Origin of the sequence: Geosporobacter ferrireducens, from assembly GCF_001750685.1 — a bacterium.
GTDB lineage: Bacteria > Bacillota > Clostridia > Peptostreptococcales > Thermotaleaceae > Geosporobacter > Geosporobacter ferrireducens.
Genome location: NZ_CP017269.1, coordinates 282,307 through 299,949, shown reverse-complemented (window position 1 = coordinate 299,949; position 17,643 = coordinate 282,307). Strand labels below are relative to the sequence as shown.

The following is a 17,643-nucleotide window of genomic DNA, read 5'->3' as shown; positions in this document are numbered from 1 at the left end:
GGGACTGATTTTCAGTCCCTTTATTAATATGGGTCTAAAAATGAGGTGAAGTCTTTTTATGAACAAATCAAAAAATGAATTAAGAGAATGGTTAGAAACAATTGCAATTGCGGTTGTTTTGGCAATCTTAATCAAAGCATTTTTGTTTGATTTGATTCAAGTTGACGGAAATTCTATGATGCCTACATTAGCCAATCATGAAAGACTGATTGTATATAAAGCAGGATATTTAATACATAAGCCTAAAGCGGGAGATATCGTTGTATTTCGGTATCCCCATGAACCAAAATATAATTTTATCAAAAGAGTTATTGCTGTCGAGGGAAACACGGTTGAGATTACCGATGGCAGGGTGTTTGTCGATAATGTACCCTTAGATGAACCTTATATTCTTGAGGTAACTCTTGGAGATTTTCATAAAAGAATCGTCCCTGAAAATACAATTTTTGTTTTAGGGGATAATAGAAATAATAGTAAAGACAGCAGGTTTGAAGATGTAGGATTTGTTCCCGTCTATCATGTTAAAGGAAGAGCATTATTAAAGATTTGGCCCCTGTCCAAAATACAATAAATATAAAATGTGTGGTGATTGTTGTGCATATCAATTGGTATCCAGGACATATGAAGAAAACGAAAGAGCTTATTCAGGAGAACCTCAAGCTGGTAGATGTAGTCATTGAACTGCTGGACGCCAGAATTCCTATGAGCAGTAGAAATCCTCAGATTGATGAACTGGTTGAAAGAAAACCTAGGGTGATAGTTCTAAATAAGAGTGATTTAGCGGACCCACAGGTCACAAGGAGATGGATAAACTACTTTGCAGCACAAGGAATTAATGCGATTCCAGTAAACTCAATGACTGGTGAAGGCTTAGATAAAATGACTGCATTAGTAGAAGCTGCTGCAAAAGAAAAAATGGATGCACTTGTAAATAAAGGTATGAGAAAAAGAGCTGTAAGATCTATGATCGTAGGCATTCCTAATGTTGGAAAGTCTTCAATTATTAATAGACTAACAGGTAAAAAAAGTGCAAAAACGGGGGATAAACCGGGTGTTACAAAGGGGAAGCAGTGGGTACGGCTAAGAGGCAATATTGAACTGCTGGATACACCCGGAATTCTATGGCCAAAGTTTGAAGATCAACAGGTAGGGTTTAAACTAGCTTTTACTGGTGCGATAAAAGATGAAGTGCTGGATATAGAAACCATAGCATTGCATCTTGTGGCCTATCTTGTAAGAGAATATACCGATCAGATTCAGGAAAGATATAAGCTATCAGAAATTTTCCAAGAAGATTTGGAGAATTTAGAAGGAATCGCAAAGAATAGAGGGTGTATTTTTTCAGGTGGAAGAATTGATTATGCCAGAACTGCAAATCTGATTCTAGACGAATTTAGAAGTGGAAAAATAGGAAAAATTACATTAGAAAAACCGGAAGATTATATAAGCACTATTGAAGCATAGTGCTTTTTTATTTTGCACCTCTAAGCTTATTTTACTTGATTAGATAAGGATTATGGTATAATAGTTAAAAGACGAAGGGCAGGAGGAACAAGAAAAACATGGATTTTAAAGCGATGACAGGGAAAGAGATCGAAGCCTTTTTAAAAGATCAAGTAAGTGAGCACTATAAGTTGTATATACCAAAACTGATGGAGGATGAAAGAAGTGCAGTGCAAAAAATAGGACTAAAGCTTCAAAAAAAGTTGGAAAAGCTTTCAACAGAGAAAGAACGGGTAGAATCCTTATGGTTTTATGAAAAGGAGCTGGCTAAAGAAGGGTATAGAATGATTGCCGGATTAGATGAAGCGGGAAGAGGTCCCCTTGCAGGGCCTGTAGTTGCAGCTGCAGTTATTTTACCCTTCGATTTGTTTATAGATGGAATCAATGATTCAAAAAAAATTTCGGAAAAGAAAAGGGAGAAACTATATGATATCATAAATGAAAAAGCTTTGGCAGTCGGTGTAGGCATTGTAGAAAACAATGTGATCGATGAAATTAATATTCTGCGTGCCACCAAAAGAGCTATGGGAGAGGCTGTAAAAAATCTTGAAATAAAATCAGATTTTCTGCTTATCGATGCAGTAAAATTAACCGATATAAAGATTAAACAACAATCGGTCATAAAGGGTGACCAGAAAAGCATCAGTATTGCAGCTGCATCGATTATTGCAAAAGTAACCAGGGATAGAATTATGAATCAGTATCATGAAGTTTTTCCAGAATACGGATTTGTTTCACACAAGGGGTATGGCACCAAGGAACATTACGAGAGCATTGAAAAACATGGTATAACCCCAATCCATAGAAAATCCTTTTTACAAAATTTATAGGAGTTTTTACGATGAAAATTCATAATGAATGTTTAACATTTAATATTCCATCACAACAGAACAAAGAAGAATCCAGTGGCTCCCTTAAAGAGGGGCAGACAATTCGTGCAAAGATTAATCAAATTGCAGGGGAGATTGTTTTATTAAATCTGGGAAACGGGGAGACTGTACAAGCAAAACTAACAATGCCATTACCCTTGAAGACTGGACAGCTGTGTGATTTTTTAGTAAAAGAAATACAAGATCATCAAATTCTACTCAAACCTGTTCTTGATGATGCTGAAGCAATTAGGGTGGCTGAGCAAAAAATTACATCCTTGCTAGAAAAAATGGGTTTAACTCCTGACAAGGAAAAAATTGAGATTGTAAAGGAAATGATCCGCTTTCAATTACCCATCCAGGCAAATACCCTAAAAGAGATATCCAGCTTAAAAACAGCTTATGAAAAAGTATCGGACTGGATGCACCTTTTGCCTTTGAAAGGGGAAGATGATTTATCTGAGCATTCTATTCAAACGGTTTTAAAAAGAGTTCTGAGTACAGAAATTAATCCGGAACATGGTGTAAAAGCAACTGTAAATCATTCCGGAACTGAGACTGGATTCAATGAGACAAAGGAAAAAACAGGGGAGACAGTGCTGCTCAATGTGGAGAGTAAAATTGCAAATAAGATGACAAAAGGCTCTGTTGAAATAGCGGAAAAACCAGCAGAAGGAACAATGGAAAAACCGGCAATTGAATATAGCAGTGGAGAATCGGAAGCCAAAAGACCAGTGCCAAAAACAGGATTTAATCTTCAAAATATGACCTATGAGAAAATCATATTTCTATTAAAGAATAATTTTCAAGGGAATATACAAAATGCCAGCAATATCAACCAGATTCTATTTCATACCGCTCCTGTAGGAAAGCAACTAGAGGATATCGTAGGAGCATTAAAAGGTCAAAAAGAAATTGAACAGCTCGTTAAAAATCTTGAAGATATAGGAAGCCGGATAAAACCCTCGCTGATTCAAGACAAAGAAAGTGTTAAAGAGGTTATAAAAGAACTGTATAACACTATTCAGAACATAAAGGATTTAGCAGAAAATGGAGCCGTGAAAATTGGGAAAGAAGTGATCCAGCAATTAGATTCACTAAAAAGCGGAATTGACTTTATCAATAAAATCAATGACTATCAAGGGTTTTTGCAGCTGCCTATTCAAATAAAAGGAGAACAGAGAAACCTAGAAATCGTTCTATGCAATAAAAAGAAAAAGAATTCTTCGTTGAATCCATCAGATTTAAAAATATTTATTTCATTAGATACCAAATCACTAGATACAGTACAAGCCTTTATTGAGATTAAAGAAAAATATGTAGCAGTAAATTTTCGGTTGATAAGCGAGCAGGTGAAAAATTATGTGGTAAAGCATGAAAGTAGTTTGCACACGGCTTTAAAAACGCTGGGTTTTACAAAAGTCGATACCAACTATAGTATTTTTAAAGATAAATTAGACTTAATAACTGTACTGGAGCAAGAAGCGCTGTTCAATCAGAAAAAACATAATTTTGTAGATTTGTGGGTGTAGCCATGAAAGACATGAAAGAGAAAAGTGAAATTGTAGCAGCAATACAATACAATGAAGAAAAAGATCATGCGCCAAAAGTAGTAGCTAAAGGTAAGGGAGAAATTGCGCAAAAGATAAAATCAATAGCAGAAGTGCATGAAATTCCTACCTATCAAGATGAAAAGCTGGCGAGGCAGCTTTATAACTTATCGATTGGAGATGAAATTCCTCCGGAACTCTATCATGTGGTAGCAGAGATATTAGCTTTTATCATAACCCTTGATACAAAGGAGTAGAAGCAAATGACGAAAAAACGAAAGCTATTGGGAGCCCTAGGTGAAAGGCTGGCAGCCTCTCACTTAGAGAAGAGGGGATATAAAATCTTGGATATGAATTACCGGTGCTGTATGGGAGAAGTGGACATCATCGCTTATGATGGGAAAACATATATATTTGTTGAAGTAAAAACGAGATCAGGTCTTGCCTTTGGAAGACCCATTGAATCTATAAATTATAAAAAACGAGAGCATATGGTACGTACAGCTTTAAATTATTTAAAAGCTAAACAATTGGGGGATTGCAGTTACCGCTTTGATGCTGTTGAGGTTCTATTCGAGGGAGAAAATCTTTCTGAAATTCATCATGTTAAAAATATTGTTTAAAAAATCTCCATTATTCGGGAGATTTTTTTATTTATTGAAAATATTCGATCAATTAGAAGGAAAATATAGAAATTTATGGAAGTATATAAGCAGAATGATGCTGAATTGCTTTTTCAGGAGGCGTATATATGTTATCTAAGATCAACAGCTGCGTTTTGTGTGGACTAGATGGAAATATTATTGAGGTTGAAGTGGATATATCTAATGGATTACCATCACTGACCACAGTAGGTTTACCTGATGCAACCGTTAAAGAGTCTAAAGAAAGAATACGTTCTGCTATTAAGAACTCTGGTTATGAGTTTCCGATAAAAAGAATAACAATAAATCTTGCACCTGCAGATACCAGAAAAGAAGGAAGCCATTTAGATTTACCGATGGCACTCGGAATACTTGAGGCATCTGAACAGATTAAAAATCAGGATATAAGGGAATATGGATTTATCGGTGAAATGTCACTAAATGGGAAACTAAATAGAATTAATGGAGCTCTGCCACTGGTAATTGCTTTTAGAGACTGGGGGATTAAAAAGATTATTCTTCCGAAAGCGAATGCAAAAGAAGTATCTGTTATTCCAGATGTCGACATATTCCCTTTTGAAAATCTATCAGAAATTATAGATCACTTACAAGGTACTGAGGTGCAGGCACCCATTTTTATAAACGCTAATTCGAATACGCAAGAATTAAATTGTTATGAAGAGGACTTTGGTGATGTGGTTGGACAGGAAGTAGTAAAACGCGCTTTTCAGATTGCTGCAGCCGGTGGTCATAATCTGCTGATGATTGGTCCACCTGGAGCGGGAAAAACGATGTTGGCCAGGAGATTTCCTACGATTTTGCCAGATATGACCTATGAAGAATCTCTGGAGGTCACAAAAATTTACAGCATAGCGGGATTACTAAATGATGGTAGATCTCTTATTTGCAGCAGGCCTTTTCGAGCCCCGCATCATACTATATCAGCGGTTTCTTTGGTAGGTGGTGGAAGGATACCAAAACCGGGTGAAGTTTCCCTGGCCCACTATGGTGTTTTATTTTTGGATGAGTTGTCGGAGTTTCATAGAAGTGTATTAGAAGTTCTAAGACAGCCGATAGAAGATGAAATTGTTACGATATCAAGAGTAAATGCCTCTTTGACCTATCCTTCCAAATTTATGCTGATTGCTAGTATGAATCCTTGTCCTTGTATGAGCAAAGTGATAAATCATTAAACTCTTGAGTGGGAAGAAAATAAAGTGTTAGTTCAACTTTATCCTTATCTACTTTTACTTCCTTAACAATTTGCTTAAGCAGTTTTTTCTTTTCTTCAATCGTAAGATATTCATAGGTCTCATTAAAAGTATTTATGTATTTCATTACCATATCAATATTATAGGTTTCAGAATAATTGTTTTCTAATTCGAGGGCAACTTCTTGAAGTTGTTTTTTTAATGCTTTTTTTTGATCTTCTAATTCCTTATAGCGGCTTTGAATAACTATTTCAGGAAGAATACCTTTACCAAGCGCAATAACTAGGTTTTTCATTTCTTTATCATTAACATCTAATTCTAATTGTAATTTATTTCTTTTAGCAATAAGCGGTATACGATTGTTCTCTAACTCATCGTTTGAGCCCTCTAGAAGCTCTGTAATAAAGTTTTTGTTATTACACAGACCGCTAATATGTCCAACTACTATTTGTTCCAGAAGATCAGCTCTTACGTTTGTATTATCACATAATAATTTTGATTTTTGTTCTCTGCAGATACATCTGAAGTAAGCCCAGAACCCTTGTGATTTATCCTTAGATTTTCTGGAAGTGAAAACTGACATAGCTGCACCACATCTGCCACATCTTACTAAACCAGTAAGCGGGGAAGAAAGACCCTGACCATGTCTAGGCGCTTTTATTTTGTTGATATGTAGCTTATTTTGTAGCTTTTTATACATTTCCCCGGGAATAATACCTTGGTGATCACCAATTACTAAAATCCATTCTTCTTCATCCCTCTCCCTGGAGGTTTTCTTGTGCGGCTTTCTGCGATTATAAAACATTAAGCCGTGGCTACCATCAAAATCTTCTCTACGATTGATTATCTGAACCTTAGTTTGAGTAGAAAAATATTCATATGCCTCTTGATCGGCTATACAATATATAGGATTTTGTAGCAGTCGCGACATTTGATTATCACTCCATAGAGCTCCATGTTTTGTTTTATATCCATTGATAGGATCATTTGCTCTGAAAGTATTGCTGCGAATAGACCCTTCATCTTGGATATACCATTCATAAAACAATTTAACTAGTTTAGCTTCTTCTACATTAATGGTAAGTGCTGAAGTTTTCTTATTACGCCCATTAGTGACAATGGTATCTCTCTGTACGTCGAAGCCAAAGGGAACAGGCCCACCATTCCATTTGCCCATTTTAGCTCGATCAATCATATTATCTCTAACACGTTCGGCAATTGTTTCACGCTCTAGTTGGGCAAATACTGCGGTAATATACATCATAGCTCTACCCATTGGACTTGTAGTATCAAAGTTATCTTTAATGCAAATAAAACCTACACCGAGGCTGTCTAATTCTTCAACTAGGGAGGAAAAGTCATTTACGCTTCTAGAGATCCTATCTAGCTTGTAACAAATAATATAATCAATATTTCTATTCTTAGCGTCTTTCATCATTCTTTCAAAATCTGGTCTGTCCAAAGTCTTTCCAGAGAAGTCATAGTCTTCGTAGATTATGTAGTCCCATCCACGCATTTCACAGAGGGATATCCCACGTTTTGTTTGATTCTCTATAGATTCACCTTTATCGGTAGCTTTGGACTTTCGTACATAAATACCTGCTGTAGCCATGAATCATACCTCCTTTTATTTTAAAGTTTTGGTTTTTGATGAATAAATACGGAGGGGAGGTTGTATAGACACAAAACTCTTTCCTCATCAATATCCCACATGTCTTTTTGTTTGGCCATGAAATCTAATTTATGCATAAAAAAATCATAAGTAACGAAAAAGTAGTCAATCAGTTCCTGAACTGTGGATGCAGTTTTCTCTCTAATAATTTTCAATAGTGTATCTGTAGGTATCAAAAGGTCTGTTGCCCACCTGAGTGCCTGCAGTTCTTTCTTATCCACTAACAAGCGATCACGATAACACATATATTTTCTAGGTGTAATATCCCCAATGGTGGTCCGATAATGACCAATTTCCTCCGCTAGAACTATTCTATAAAGTCTTTCATCATTTCTAATACTTTCATTGATCAGGATACAATAATAGTCTCCATCATAATAATAATACCCAAGGGTGGATTCAGGTAAGGGACAAAAGCTTTTAATTATATGACATTTCGTTATAACGGATTCTAATTCATCTGTTGTAAGCATAGTAGTACCTCCGGATGGAACATATGTTCTAATTGTAGCATATTTTTCCAAATAACAAAAGCTTTCTTACTAGAGCATGACAATTATTATAATTTCGAGTATTTATTTAGAATACAATCAATATCATTGTTTAATGTAATATAAAAGTGTAACAGTCTGTGATGCAAAAAGTCCACTGTAACACCCCTCAAATTAAGTTATCCTTTAGTTTGTTTGACGAACTGAAGGAGGAACAGAGAGGATGTTATCAATGGACGATATTAAATATATCAGAAGAATGCATGATGTGGAAGGGTGTTCTAGCCATGAAATTATGCGACGCTCCAGTTATCATTACGAAACCGTTAAGAAGAGGTAGTACCAGCAAAGTCGGAAAATCCCACGCTAAGACAATAAATGGGTAAAAAACTTAGCTTTTTCGCACGTTAAGTAAATAGGTATAATTTCTCCTATTCATATGTTAAAATATAAAATATAAGAGGTGTTGAAAATGTTAATCAATCCTAAGAGACAAGTTAGCATTACAGAAGCGAATCAAAACTTCTCAAAAGTTACTAAAATTGTTGACGAAGAAAAGATGGTTATTATTTTAAAGCAAAATAAACCAAAGTATCTTGTTATAGATTTCGAGGAAATTGCTCAAACCGTAGAAAATAATGAAGAAGAAAAAGCTTGGGAAGAAGTAAGTAAAAAGATGTTGTTCAAAAACTTTGAAGCTTATAAGGAGCTTGCGAAATGATTTATCCATCTTTAGAGCAAATTATAAGTGACCAAGCTATGATCGTACAGTACACTGGTATATCCGCTGAGAGTTTTTCTGTTGTACGCATATAGTATCCTCCTTCAAAAGAGATTTTACAATATTATAGCTAATATTCCATGTAGAAATCAGGTAAAAATTGTCGCATAAAATAAAAAAAGACCAAAATTTGGTCTTCTAGTCTTTCTTCTTCAAAGTCCCGTCGGGATTGTACTTCTGCTTCAGCAACTCAATATACTCTTCAACTTTAGCGATATCCTCATCTGACAACCCACCAACATCTAGATTGTGATAGGCCTTGGTAGCGAAGCCGTACCTCTTTTCCGGTGATTCCTTAATATTCATAGAATTCTTTTCGTTTGTCCTACCTAGAAGATAATCAACAGATACATTAAAAAAATCCGCGAGTTTCTGTAATGTTTCTGCATCTGGAGTTCTTTTACCTTGTTCATAGAATCCATATGCACTAGTTGTAATATTTATTTTATCAGCTACATCTTTTTGAAGTAAATCATTTTCCGTTCTTAATTGTTTCAGTCTTTCACTTAACATGAATGCTTCACCACCGATATTTTCTTATACATATTATACAACAGATAGTTGGATAAAAAATAAATACAACAAAAAGTTGAATTGGCTGTTGACAAACAACAAAATGTTGTCTAGAATTAAAACAAGAACAACATTAAGTTGTGTAAGGAGGTGTAAGTGTGGATAGAGTTCAACGCACTGAACTAATTAATATGAGGAAAAAGAAAAATTTAAATCAGCTGGATGTAGCTAAATCTCTTGGAGTTACAACAAGTTATTATGGAATGATTGAACAAGGCGTGAGGACACCATCTTTAGATCTTGCTGCTAAAATTGCGAAGTATTTTGATAGAAAAGTCGAAGATATTTTTTTTGCAAACGAAAACAACAAATTGTTGGATGAAGATCAATCCGCATAGGAGGTAAGAATATGTCAAGATTACCTGAACTGAAACTGGTTCTTGTGAAAGTAGAACCAGATGAGGAAACCGAACAACGAATGAAAGAGTTCAAATCAATTATCAGAAGAGCATTACAGAGAAGATATACAGCCAAAACGAAGCAAGAAGAAAAAGGAATCGGGTAGGAGGTGCCTTTTATTTAAAGACACCTAGAAAGATGGGAAATTTTTTAATATCTAGTAAAGGCGGGTACTGAACTGAGAGTAATTTCTATCTTAAGTATAGCAATTTAAGGCAGATAGAAACATTCAATTTATATGACAATTTGTTATATAAATAGGAAAATTCACAATCTAAGTTGAAGAAGGGAAGTAAAGAGGATGTTTTTTGCCCAGTTGCTAAAAGAAGCCAGAATACAATATGGATTATCTCAAAAGGTGTTAGCCAAACGGGTAGGAGTTACGCAGGCAACGTGGTCATTATATGAGAATAAAAAAAGGCAAATACCTGAAGATGTTATAAGGAGAGCATCAGTAGTTTTAAAGAATCCGCGGCTTTTAAATCAGTATGTTTATGAGACAAAATCAGAGTTTTTCAATGTTCCAATCCTTAAGAATGAGGATGAAAGCATTTTTGCTATTCTAGATATATTGATTGAAAGAGCAAAGGAGCTCATAAGACATACGCAGGAATTGCAAAACTTTTTAAAAGATAAAGGATCAGATACACCAATTACAACTCAGGAATTGGAACGAATTATGGTAAGCCAAGAGCAGATAGCAGACTTACTTGCTGTAATCAAGCTTAACTTAGTGGTTATGATTGAACAGTATGATGTAGATATGGAGCTGCTGGAAAATAGGATCAATAGTAGATTTAAAGAAAACAGCTCTGTAGAGTCAGATGAGCAAGGCAGTATGATAGAGAAATAATTATCTAGGAGGGGTGTAAAATGAAAAAATCTATTACAGTCGCAAACTGTGATCATTGTGGAGAAGCAATTTATAAAGGGGAAAAAGTCCAGCTTTGTGAAGATGGTGGGGTAGTACATAACCGTTGCCTGATGGAGTATGCCATGAAACTGGCTGCACCGATTAGCATCAATATAGATGAGATTACTAATAACTGTGCTTGATGCGATAATTTGCGCGCAGAAATAAAAGGGGGACTGATAAACATTTTTGTAATTGTGTAATATAGAAGGCTGACATGAGAGATTCTTATGCAAGGAAATAAAGATGGAAAAAGAGAGAAAAAGAATTCAAGTTGTAATAGCAGAATGTGATAGATAGAAAGAACTATTGGCAAAGGATACATCGTTGTATAGATTCGATCATCAAAAGTACAGATGTAATAAGTTATGTTCTCATTGTATTAAAGGAAAAAAAGCATTAAATTTTACAGAAGGACAAGCTATCACAGGGGCTTTACAATTCGCCTCATGATAATAGGCAGAAGAATACAATCTCTTCTGAGGCATAATTTAAGCATATTATTTGATCTCCGTTCAAAGAGTAAAAAAGGAAAGTAGGTGTGACATGGATATTAAAATCGTTGAGAAAATACAGAAGCTTTTGGCATTAAGCGAAAGCAGTAATGAGCATGAGGCACAGGTGTCCATGCTAAAGGCACAGCAGATGCTTATCAAACATAAATTATCGCTAAAAGAAGTTAGGGAGTTTAAAACGTTCAACAGCGCAATTCAGGAGAAAAAGAGTACAGTTTCTTTTACAAAAGCAAAATGGAAGTCCAAACTGGCAGAGTTGATCGCCGAAAACTTTGGCTGCTATCATTTCTTTAAAACCAGATATACCCACACAATCACTTTCTTTGGAAGAGAAGAAGATGTTGCAGTATGCAATATTGTATTAGAATATGCAGTTGACTGTATTGACAGTGTTGTGAAAAAGTTACGGTATCAATATGCAAAAGATGGATACAGCACCAGAGGACTAGAAAATGACTATGCGATTGGCTTTATATCTGGACTCAGAAAAAAATTTGATGAACAGAAAAAGGCTAATCAGGAATGGGGTTTAGTGTTGGTAAAAGACAGTGAGGTCGTTGAGGCATATTCAAAGAAGAAATTTATGAGAATTATTGACACCAATACAACCTTTCAGGGACATTCAAAGGTTTTCGAGAAAGGATTTGAAGAGGGAGGGAAATTCAGCATTTCAGATAAAATTACAGAAGGCGAAATAGATGGAACTTTGAGATTAACTGAAGCTATGGGGGGAGCATAAGGAGGTTAAGGGAGGATATTTAGAAAAGGCGAAGTTGATATGGCTGAGCTGAATGACTTAGAAATACCTATAATATTTGAAGTAAGGATAGAGGGATTGCAGTGAGTTACGTTGATATAAATTTAAATGAAGTAAAAGGGTATGACAAATTATCTGAGAGTGCGAAAAAACTGTTTGGAGAGGTTTATAAAAGGCATAACACATGGCATGAATTAGCGTGCAGGGAAGATTGGGTTCCGGTACAGGTACAAGAATGCAAACACCATTTAAAGGTAATTTTTAAAAATGGAGAATGGCTGCATTATCTTCCAAACGGTACATGGTTTTAGCATATATTGCAGAATAAGAGTATCGCTGAATTTTAAAATATCTACAACCAATGAAAGGGGGATCTGCTATGGGATGCTGCCAAAGTATTTCTATGCTCAAAAAACCGTCGACAAAAATAGGTAATCAACAACCCTGGCAGGAAGAGGCAAAAACGCTTTTCTTTCAAGAAGGGTTAAAAATCGGAAAGATTGCGGAAACGCTAGGAGTGACAAGAAAAACCATATCTACCTATTTAACAAAGCAGCCGGGCTTTGAAGAAGAAAAGGTAAAAAGAAAGGCGGATAATCAAGAAAAACGGAAAGTCTATCAGAAAAGCTGGGTAAAAGAAAAGAGAAAAAGAGTTTCTGCTGAAGGAAGCTTTATCGAAGCTGCATTGCTAAAGAAACAACATATTATTGACGTTATGGTGCTATCAGCAGATAGACATTAATTTTCATTTGGGAAGGAGAATATATATGAGCCATCTTATCAATGCGGGTTGGGACCCGGGCCGGTTGAATAACAAACTGTATATTGACAGCGGTCATAAAATCATTAATATGAATGCGATCTGTTCCGGCTATGAAAGAAGAAATTTAGAAGAAGAAGTGGGTGAGACCATAAATTTTTTGGATGTGGAGGTTTATCAGGAAGAAGAATTTTTAGGCAGATATTTTGTCGGAGGAATGGCCTACAAGCACCATCGAGGAGATCTGCGGTGGGCTGCCAGTGGAATACCTAAATTTGAGTATGAAGACCATAATTATGATGAGATCATAAAGATGGTAACCCATTTAGCGCTTTCACAGTTCGATGTTAGAGACTTACATAAAAAAGCAGCTTTCAGATTGGGAACCGGATCTCCCACAGAGGAATATTTCGAAAACTCCGAGGTATTGGAGAAGTTTGCACAGATTATGAGAAAACCCTATAAGGTTAGATTCCTACATCCAATATTTAAGGGAGCGGAAGTTGAGGTGGTGATTCCCAAGATGTATTTTAAGCCTGAAGGAACTGCCTCTATGATCTCAATGGCCTATGGAGAAGATTTGAGCAGGAAAGAGGAGATTACTCGGGCATTTGAAAAGGGCCACAAGATCATTTGTATAAACATAGGATCCTCTACTACTGATGTGGCAATGATGCTTCCGGACATGACCTTTGATTCTTCTGGTTTTTTTGGTATTAGTGTAGGAACAGCTAACGCCTTAAATCAAGTGAGAAGTCAATTGTATAAGGATTACGGATACGATATTTCCAAAATAAAGCTGGATTTTCTAATCAGAAAATATAAAAAGGTAAGTTATAAAGGAAATATCATAGATTTGGAGAGTATTAGTAAAAGACCCATGGAGGATATGCTGGCTTTACTGAAAACAAGATTCTTTGACCAGCTTGAATTAAGAGGCATTGTTCCGGGAGAAGCAGGGGCTGTATATTTTTCGGGGGGAGGAATTACTTTCATCGAAGAACGATTGGAAAACTTTATACCTGGAGTCTCGACAAAATTGTCTATGGATCCTTTGTTTGAGGATGCAAGAGGGTATTTTTTAGAGACAAAGATCAATGAAATATTAGAAGAAAGAGCATCAACAGAGATATTCGATGCAGATGAATATGATGAGTGCCTAGGGGTTGAATAAAATGTCCATAAGAAAGAAAAAGCTAACGAAAGGCTCTATCATAAGTTATAAGGTGCCGGTCCTGAAAGGAGATGAGGGGAGATTTTTCTATCAGTGGATAAATAGGCAGCATAGTATTAATGGGTTGATAACCAAAGCTCTCAAACTTCAATTCATGCTGGACACAATACAAGGTCAAAAAGCAATAAGTCAATTTAAAGAAGAAACTTTATGTCAATCCCCTATATTTCAAGCAAAAGATGAAAAAAGTGACATAAGGCCTAAAACTTTACCCCAAAACTATGGAGAAATTGTAGATATAGAGCATTTGAAACGAATGCTGCAGTCGGTTAACAGAAAATAAGAACTCATGATAGGATGGGTTTATTTTTTTTTCAGAAAAATAGATTAAAGGTATTACTTTTTCTCCTGAAATTCATCATGTAGAGCAATGTAAAATGATAAAAAGGTAATACCTTCTCCAGTAAGAAGATATCAGGTCCATAAAAGAATATCTGGTAAAAAAGTTATACCTAAAGCGCTTTAACAGAAAAGGTAATACCTTCATAAAGGGGGTGCTAGGATGAATGGAAGTAAGCTGTTACTAGATGAGCAGCCTTTGGTATTGCTGCCACAACTGGCAATAGTGGTGGGTTTGAATGAAGCCATTGTACTACAACAGATCAATTACTGGATTCGGTTGAAAGAAAAGGCTCAGGCTAAGGACTGCTATAAAGATGGGTATTACTGGGTCTATAACAGCTATGGGGATTGGCGCACTCAGTTTCCATTTTGGAGTACGAAAACCATTCAGCGGACGATCCGTAATCTTGAATCTCTGGGGATACTCATTAGTACCGATCGATACAATGTTAAAAAATATGATAAGACAAAATGGTATAGGATTGACTACATCCTTCTAGATGCATTAGAAAAAAAGAATGAAAAAAAAGTATCTCTGAAAGAAAAAACTTCGATTGAAAATAAAAACGCTAAAACTATTGAAAACACCCATGAGGACAAATTGTCCAGTGGTGAAACCATTGGAAATGCTCATGAGGACAAGTTGTCCTTATCCAATAGGACAACTTGTCCTCATGGAGTTGGACAATCTGTCCTTACCAATACCAGAGACTACACAGAGATTACTACAGATATATTTATAGTTCCTTCAGTCAGTCCTAAAGAAAAGAACCCTGACAGAAGGACGGAAGACAAAGAACTGGAGAGGATCTTTTTAAGCTGTGAATTCGATCATCTGAAAAGGTACAGCACCTACAGTGATTTAATAGATGCGGTTAAACAGGCTGTGGTAGACATGTACTTTGCTAAGGAACTTAAGGTACAGCAAAGATGGATCCCCGGAAAGGCTGTAAAGGAAGCGCTGATAAAGCTAAAGCCTTATATCATCGAATATGCCTTAGACAAATATAGGGAGGCTTCCCAACGAGAAAGAATTAAAAGTCCAAAAAGTTATCTGCAGTCCTGTATATATAACGCAGTCAGCGAATGTACACTGGGCGTATATGCTGAGGTTTCTTACGATTTGCACAACGGATATCTCTAACAAATGAGGAGGGGAGTAGCATGACCGTTAGCTGCTGCAGTCAGTATCAGGAATGCTCTGATCAAGAAAGCTGCATCCAAAGCATAGAAGAAATTCGCAGGGAGTGCCAATACAAGAGAAAGCTGGAACAAGGCATTAATTACTATAGCCATAAGACAGAAGAAACGAAAGGCGTCTATCTGTTGATTGATGGACGGATGTACCGTGTTGGAAAGAGAGCTGCTTATGGAGCCTATACCTATCCCTTAGAGAGGCAAGAGATAAAAGCACTCTCAGATATATTGGAAAAAGCAGGCTTAACTTGCACAGAAAGAATCAGTTCAAATCTCTGCACAGAGGAAAAAAATGAAGGAGATGAAAGAGCCTGCTGCAAAGTAATCCTAACCCTGGAAGAGCATAAATATAACATTCATAACTATGATGGCAGGGCATTGAAAGAGAGCACCTGCTCCAAGATCAAAAATGCTTTAAATAAGCTAGGATTTGGAGCAGCAATAGAAGTAATTGGAGCAAGAAAGAACTATGATGCGGTTACAGCTATAGAGGGCAGAATCTTAAAGCCAGAAAAAAAGAAAGTTCAGGTGGAGAAGGAAGAGACACAAGAACCATTGGAAGGCGTACAATTATCCTTATTTCCCGCGGATAATATTAGGATGTGGGGGTAAATGCTTTGAGGGATAAAAATAGATCGCTAATGTGGATAGTACCCGTTATTTTCATCATAATTATTGCGATCATATTCACGGGAAATATTCTTAATGCCATGCCAATTCTGGCAGTAGAGGAACTCTTTTCTATAGCGGGAAGTACAAATCAGGAACAGATAGCGTGGAGTAAGGAAGTAGAAGACCTCCAGGCAGATCAATTAGAAGAACAGGGGATCAGCGTGCACCCGAAGAAGGTCGCTGCATATGCTTTACTTGAAAATAAAAGTATTCCCCAGGATGCTGTCATCAAAAGAAAGGTTTGGAAGAAGGTATCAGAAGGGCAGCATCATGAATGGCTGGATACATCATCAAAGCCGGATCGGTATGAATATACGCTGAATCTGTGGAATGAAACCTATCCCTACCGGTTATTTAAGCAGGCACTGGTAGGTGTTGATGTGATCAATGAGACATCGGACAAGGAAAAGGATACTGCACTATTAAAACAGGCTGAAAAAAAAGTAGATCAGGATGGCCTGGAAACTGTGTTTGACTGGAGCTTTAAATATACTGTAGATCAGGATTTAGAAAAAGGAGAGACCTATTATAAGATTGATGATGACAGTTTTCAATATGAGGAGACTATCTGGGAATCTACCTATCTCAGAAGGATTGTCACCTGCAACGGTGTTATGGTAGAAAATACAGATGAACAGACAGATTACAGATACTCCTATCCGCTGCCTTATCCAAACCATATTTCCACTATGTTTAAGGATTACGCCTTTAAATATAAGCGGGAGGTGCAGGAGGATACCGGTTGGATAAAAAGTCAGCCATATCCGGAAAAAAGATCCTGGACCCAGACCCGTGTGGTGACTACCACCCGTACAGGTAAGGATGGGAAAAAATACAAAACTTCAAGAACGGTAACGGATCATTATACCAGTACTACCTGGATGGAAACAAGAAGGAAAGTGGAAAAGGATGTGTTAGATGTTTTAACAACAACGGATAACTACAACTTTTTTTCTTTTTTGTCAAATAACCGGTTAGATACCGATGCAGATCCTTATTTAATCTATGAATTGGCCCAGGTAATACCCAATAATAAACCATTTTTAGAACTCTTGGCCGAAGCTATGAACATTCAGCCCGATACCATCTATCCTAGTCCAGGCGAGGATATTGATTTAGGCGAGCTGGTTATTCCACCAGGCCGGTTTCTAAGACCTCTGGGTAGCAAATATCCCATTACTTCAAAATTTGGCTATAGAATTCACCCGACCTTAAAAGATAGAAGGTTTCATAACGGAATCGATATCGGTGCACCTATGAACACGCCGGTGCATGGTGCAGCTGCCGGAAAAGTTATCTATGCGGGAGGGATGGGAAGCTACGGCAATCTGTTGATTATTCAACATACAGAAGAGGGATATCAAGATTTTGAGACCTACTATGCCCATCTGAATAAATTCTATGTAAAGAAGGGAGATATGGTAAAAACCGGACAGGTGGTTGCTGCGGTGGGCTCTACAGGAAGAAGTACAGGACCCCATTTGCATTTTGAGATCCGGTATCAGGGAAAGGCCATAGATCCTCAGCCGCTAATAAACTAGTAAAAGGAGGAATGGGAAT

23 protein-coding genes are annotated in these 17,643 nt (G+C 36.6%); 20 read left to right on the top strand and 3 right to left on the bottom strand.

All coding sequences use genetic code 11. The features are described from left to right. Positions 1–58: 58 nt before the first annotated feature. The 7 genes from lepB (at position 59) to Gferi_RS01465 (ending at position 5,759) form a co-directional block, all read left to right on the top strand. Complete coding sequence (gene lepB / locus Gferi_RS01495; protein WP_069973934.1) at positions 59–571, top strand: signal peptidase I; 513 nt, start codon at positions 59–61, stop codon at positions 569–571. A gap of 50 nt (positions 572–621) precedes the next feature. After that, complete coding sequence (ylqF, locus tag Gferi_RS01490; RefSeq protein WP_236932737.1) at positions 622–1,464, top strand: ribosome biogenesis GTPase YlqF; 843 nt, start codon at positions 622–624, stop codon at positions 1,462–1,464. 98 nt (positions 1,465–1,562) lie between these two features. Then, complete coding sequence (locus Gferi_RS01485; RefSeq protein ID WP_069973933.1) at positions 1,563–2,333, top strand: ribonuclease HII; 771 nt, start codon at positions 1,563–1,565, stop codon at positions 2,331–2,333. 11 nt (positions 2,334–2,344) lie between these two features. After that, on the top strand, positions 2,345–3,904 hold the full coding sequence (locus tag Gferi_RS01480) for a hypothetical protein (RefSeq protein WP_069973932.1): 1,560 nt from the start codon (positions 2,345–2,347) through the stop codon (positions 3,902–3,904). A 2-nt stretch (positions 3,905–3,906) separates the two neighbouring features. Continuing rightward, on the top strand, positions 3,907–4,179 hold the full coding sequence (locus tag Gferi_RS01475) for an EscU/YscU/HrcU family type III secretion system export apparatus switch protein (RefSeq protein WP_069973931.1): 273 nt from the start codon (positions 3,907–3,909) through the stop codon (positions 4,177–4,179). Positions 4,180–4,185: 6 nt separating this feature from the next. After that, the gene (locus Gferi_RS01470; RefSeq protein WP_069973930.1) at positions 4,186–4,545 is read left to right on the top strand and encodes a YraN family protein; all 360 of its coding nucleotides are present in this window, start codon (positions 4,186–4,188) and stop codon (positions 4,543–4,545) included. A gap of 128 nt (positions 4,546–4,673) precedes the next feature. Next, a complete protein-coding gene (locus tag Gferi_RS01465) occupies positions 4,674–5,759 on the top strand; it encodes a YifB family Mg chelatase-like AAA ATPase (protein ID WP_069973929.1) in 1,086 nt (361 codons plus the stop codon). On the opposite strand, the gene Gferi_RS01460 is transcribed toward Gferi_RS01465, so the two are convergent. Both Gferi_RS01460 and Gferi_RS01455 read right to left on the bottom strand, forming a co-directional pair. Continuing rightward, the gene (locus tag Gferi_RS01460) at positions 5,713–7,389 is read right to left on the bottom strand and encodes a recombinase family protein (RefSeq protein ID WP_069973928.1); all 1,677 of its coding nucleotides are present in this window, start codon (positions 7,387–7,389) and stop codon (positions 5,713–5,715) included. The genes Gferi_RS01465 and Gferi_RS01460 overlap by 47 nt on opposite strands. Before the next feature lie 20 nt (positions 7,390–7,409). Next, positions 7,410–7,922, bottom strand: a complete 513-nt coding sequence (locus Gferi_RS01455; protein ID WP_069973927.1) for an ImmA/IrrE family metallo-endopeptidase — start codon at positions 7,920–7,922, stop codon at positions 7,410–7,412. A 490-nt stretch (positions 7,923–8,412) separates the two neighbouring features. On the opposite strand from Gferi_RS01455, the gene Gferi_RS01450 reads away from it, so the two are divergent. Continuing rightward, entirely contained in the window at positions 8,413–8,661 is a 249-nt protein-coding gene (locus tag Gferi_RS01450) for a type II toxin-antitoxin system Phd/YefM family antitoxin (protein WP_069973926.1), read from the top strand. 198 nt (positions 8,662–8,859) lie between these two features. Here Gferi_RS01450 and Gferi_RS01445 read toward each other — a convergent pair whose 3' ends face one another. Beyond that, entirely contained in the window at positions 8,860–9,234 is a 375-nt protein-coding gene (locus Gferi_RS01445) for a helix-turn-helix domain-containing protein (RefSeq protein ID WP_069973925.1), read from the bottom strand. Between the two features lie 158 nt (positions 9,235–9,392). Here Gferi_RS01445 and Gferi_RS01440 point away from each other — a divergent pair, with 158 nt between their 5' ends. From Gferi_RS01440 to Gferi_RS01390, 12 genes are all read left to right on the top strand, one after another. Continuing rightward, the gene (locus tag Gferi_RS01440) at positions 9,393–9,632 is read left to right on the top strand and encodes a helix-turn-helix transcriptional regulator (RefSeq protein ID WP_236932677.1); all 240 of its coding nucleotides are present in this window, start codon (positions 9,393–9,395) and stop codon (positions 9,630–9,632) included. 11 nt (positions 9,633–9,643) lie between these two features. Further along, positions 9,644–9,799 carry a hypothetical protein gene (locus tag Gferi_RS27915; RefSeq protein WP_156782301.1) on the top strand — a complete coding sequence of 52 codons (156 nt, stop codon included), beginning with the start codon at positions 9,644–9,646 and terminating at the stop codon, positions 9,797–9,799. A gap of 195 nt (positions 9,800–9,994) precedes the next feature. Beyond that, positions 9,995–10,546 carry a helix-turn-helix domain-containing protein gene (locus Gferi_RS01435; protein ID WP_069973924.1) on the top strand — a complete coding sequence of 184 codons (552 nt, stop codon included), beginning with the start codon at positions 9,995–9,997 and terminating at the stop codon, positions 10,544–10,546. A 20-nt stretch (positions 10,547–10,566) separates the two neighbouring features. Next, positions 10,567–10,749 carry a DUF2175 family protein gene (locus Gferi_RS01430; protein WP_069973923.1) on the top strand — a complete coding sequence of 61 codons (183 nt, stop codon included), beginning with the start codon at positions 10,567–10,569 and terminating at the stop codon, positions 10,747–10,749. A gap of 403 nt (positions 10,750–11,152) precedes the next feature. Next, a complete protein-coding gene (locus tag Gferi_RS01425; protein ID WP_069973922.1) occupies positions 11,153–11,860 on the top strand; it encodes a DUF2786 domain-containing protein in 708 nt (235 codons plus the stop codon). 101 nt (positions 11,861–11,961) lie between these two features. After that, on the top strand, positions 11,962–12,189 hold the full coding sequence (locus Gferi_RS01420; protein ID WP_083273308.1) for a hypothetical protein: 228 nt from the start codon (positions 11,962–11,964) through the stop codon (positions 12,187–12,189). Positions 12,190–12,257: 68 nt separating this feature from the next. Next, positions 12,258–12,620 (top strand): hypothetical protein, encoded by a 363-nt coding sequence (locus Gferi_RS01415; RefSeq protein ID WP_083273307.1) that lies wholly within the window; start codon positions 12,258–12,260, stop codon positions 12,618–12,620. A gap of 25 nt (positions 12,621–12,645) precedes the next feature. Further along, positions 12,646–13,812, top strand: a complete 1,167-nt coding sequence (locus Gferi_RS01410; RefSeq protein ID WP_069973921.1) for a ParM/StbA family protein — start codon at positions 12,646–12,648, stop codon at positions 13,810–13,812. Position 13,813: 1 nt separating this feature from the next. Beyond that, positions 13,814–14,155 (top strand): hypothetical protein, encoded by a 342-nt coding sequence (locus Gferi_RS01405; RefSeq protein ID WP_069973920.1) that lies wholly within the window; start codon positions 13,814–13,816, stop codon positions 14,153–14,155. Between the two features lie 219 nt (positions 14,156–14,374). Continuing rightward, positions 14,375–15,358 (top strand): hypothetical protein, encoded by a 984-nt coding sequence (locus Gferi_RS01400; protein WP_069973919.1) that lies wholly within the window; start codon positions 14,375–14,377, stop codon positions 15,356–15,358. Positions 15,359–15,378: 20 nt separating this feature from the next. Further along, positions 15,379–16,023, top strand: coding sequence for a hypothetical protein (locus Gferi_RS01395; protein WP_069973918.1), 645 nt, complete (start codon positions 15,379–15,381; stop codon positions 16,021–16,023). 5 nt (positions 16,024–16,028) lie between these two features. Continuing rightward, the gene (locus Gferi_RS01390; protein ID WP_069973917.1) at positions 16,029–17,624 is read left to right on the top strand and encodes a M23 family metallopeptidase; all 1,596 of its coding nucleotides are present in this window, start codon (positions 16,029–16,031) and stop codon (positions 17,622–17,624) included. Positions 17,625–17,643 lie beyond the last annotated feature (19 nt).

Coding starts and splice junctions, on each gene's coding strand:
- Gferi_RS01475 (WP_069973931.1), top strand. CDS start 3,907: ATGAAAGACATGAAAGAGAAAAGTGAAATTGTAGCAGCAATACAATAC.
- Gferi_RS01480 (WP_069973932.1), top strand. CDS start 2,345: ATGAAAATTCATAATGAATGTTTAACATTTAATATTCCATCACAACAG.
- Gferi_RS01470 (WP_069973930.1), top strand. CDS start 4,186: ATGACGAAAAAACGAAAGCTATTGGGAGCCCTAGGTGAAAGGCTGGCA.
- Gferi_RS01445 (WP_069973925.1), bottom strand. CDS start 9,234: ATGTTAAGTGAAAGACTGAAACAATTAAGAACGGAAAATGATTTACTT.
- ylqF (WP_236932737.1), top strand. CDS start 622: ATGAAGAAAACGAAAGAGCTTATTCAGGAGAACCTCAAGCTGGTAGAT.
- Gferi_RS01405 (WP_069973920.1), top strand. CDS start 13,814: ATGTCCATAAGAAAGAAAAAGCTAACGAAAGGCTCTATCATAAGTTAT.
- Gferi_RS01395 (WP_069973918.1), top strand. CDS start 15,379: ATGACCGTTAGCTGCTGCAGTCAGTATCAGGAATGCTCTGATCAAGAA.
- lepB (WP_069973934.1), top strand. CDS start 59: ATGAACAAATCAAAAAATGAATTAAGAGAATGGTTAGAAACAATTGCA.
- Gferi_RS01465 (WP_069973929.1), top strand. CDS start 4,674: ATGTTATCTAAGATCAACAGCTGCGTTTTGTGTGGACTAGATGGAAAT.
- Gferi_RS01450 (WP_069973926.1), top strand. CDS start 8,413: ATGTTAATCAATCCTAAGAGACAAGTTAGCATTACAGAAGCGAATCAA.
- Gferi_RS01455 (WP_069973927.1), bottom strand. CDS start 7,922: ATGCTTACAACAGATGAATTAGAATCCGTTATAACGAAATGTCATATA.
- Gferi_RS01430 (WP_069973923.1), top strand. CDS start 10,567: ATGAAAAAATCTATTACAGTCGCAAACTGTGATCATTGTGGAGAAGCA.
- Gferi_RS01425 (WP_069973922.1), top strand. CDS start 11,153: ATGGATATTAAAATCGTTGAGAAAATACAGAAGCTTTTGGCATTAAGC.
- Gferi_RS01485 (WP_069973933.1), top strand. CDS start 1,563: ATGGATTTTAAAGCGATGACAGGGAAAGAGATCGAAGCCTTTTTAAAA.
- Gferi_RS01460 (WP_069973928.1), bottom strand. CDS start 7,389: ATGGCTACAGCAGGTATTTATGTACGAAAGTCCAAAGCTACCGATAAA.
- Gferi_RS01435 (WP_069973924.1), top strand. CDS start 9,995: ATGTTTTTTGCCCAGTTGCTAAAAGAAGCCAGAATACAATATGGATTA.
- Gferi_RS01400 (WP_069973919.1), top strand. CDS start 14,375: ATGAATGGAAGTAAGCTGTTACTAGATGAGCAGCCTTTGGTATTGCTG.
- Gferi_RS01415 (WP_083273307.1), top strand. CDS start 12,258: ATGGGATGCTGCCAAAGTATTTCTATGCTCAAAAAACCGTCGACAAAA.
- Gferi_RS01410 (WP_069973921.1), top strand. CDS start 12,646: ATGAGCCATCTTATCAATGCGGGTTGGGACCCGGGCCGGTTGAATAAC.
- Gferi_RS27915 (WP_156782301.1), top strand. CDS start 9,644: ATGTCAAGATTACCTGAACTGAAACTGGTTCTTGTGAAAGTAGAACCA.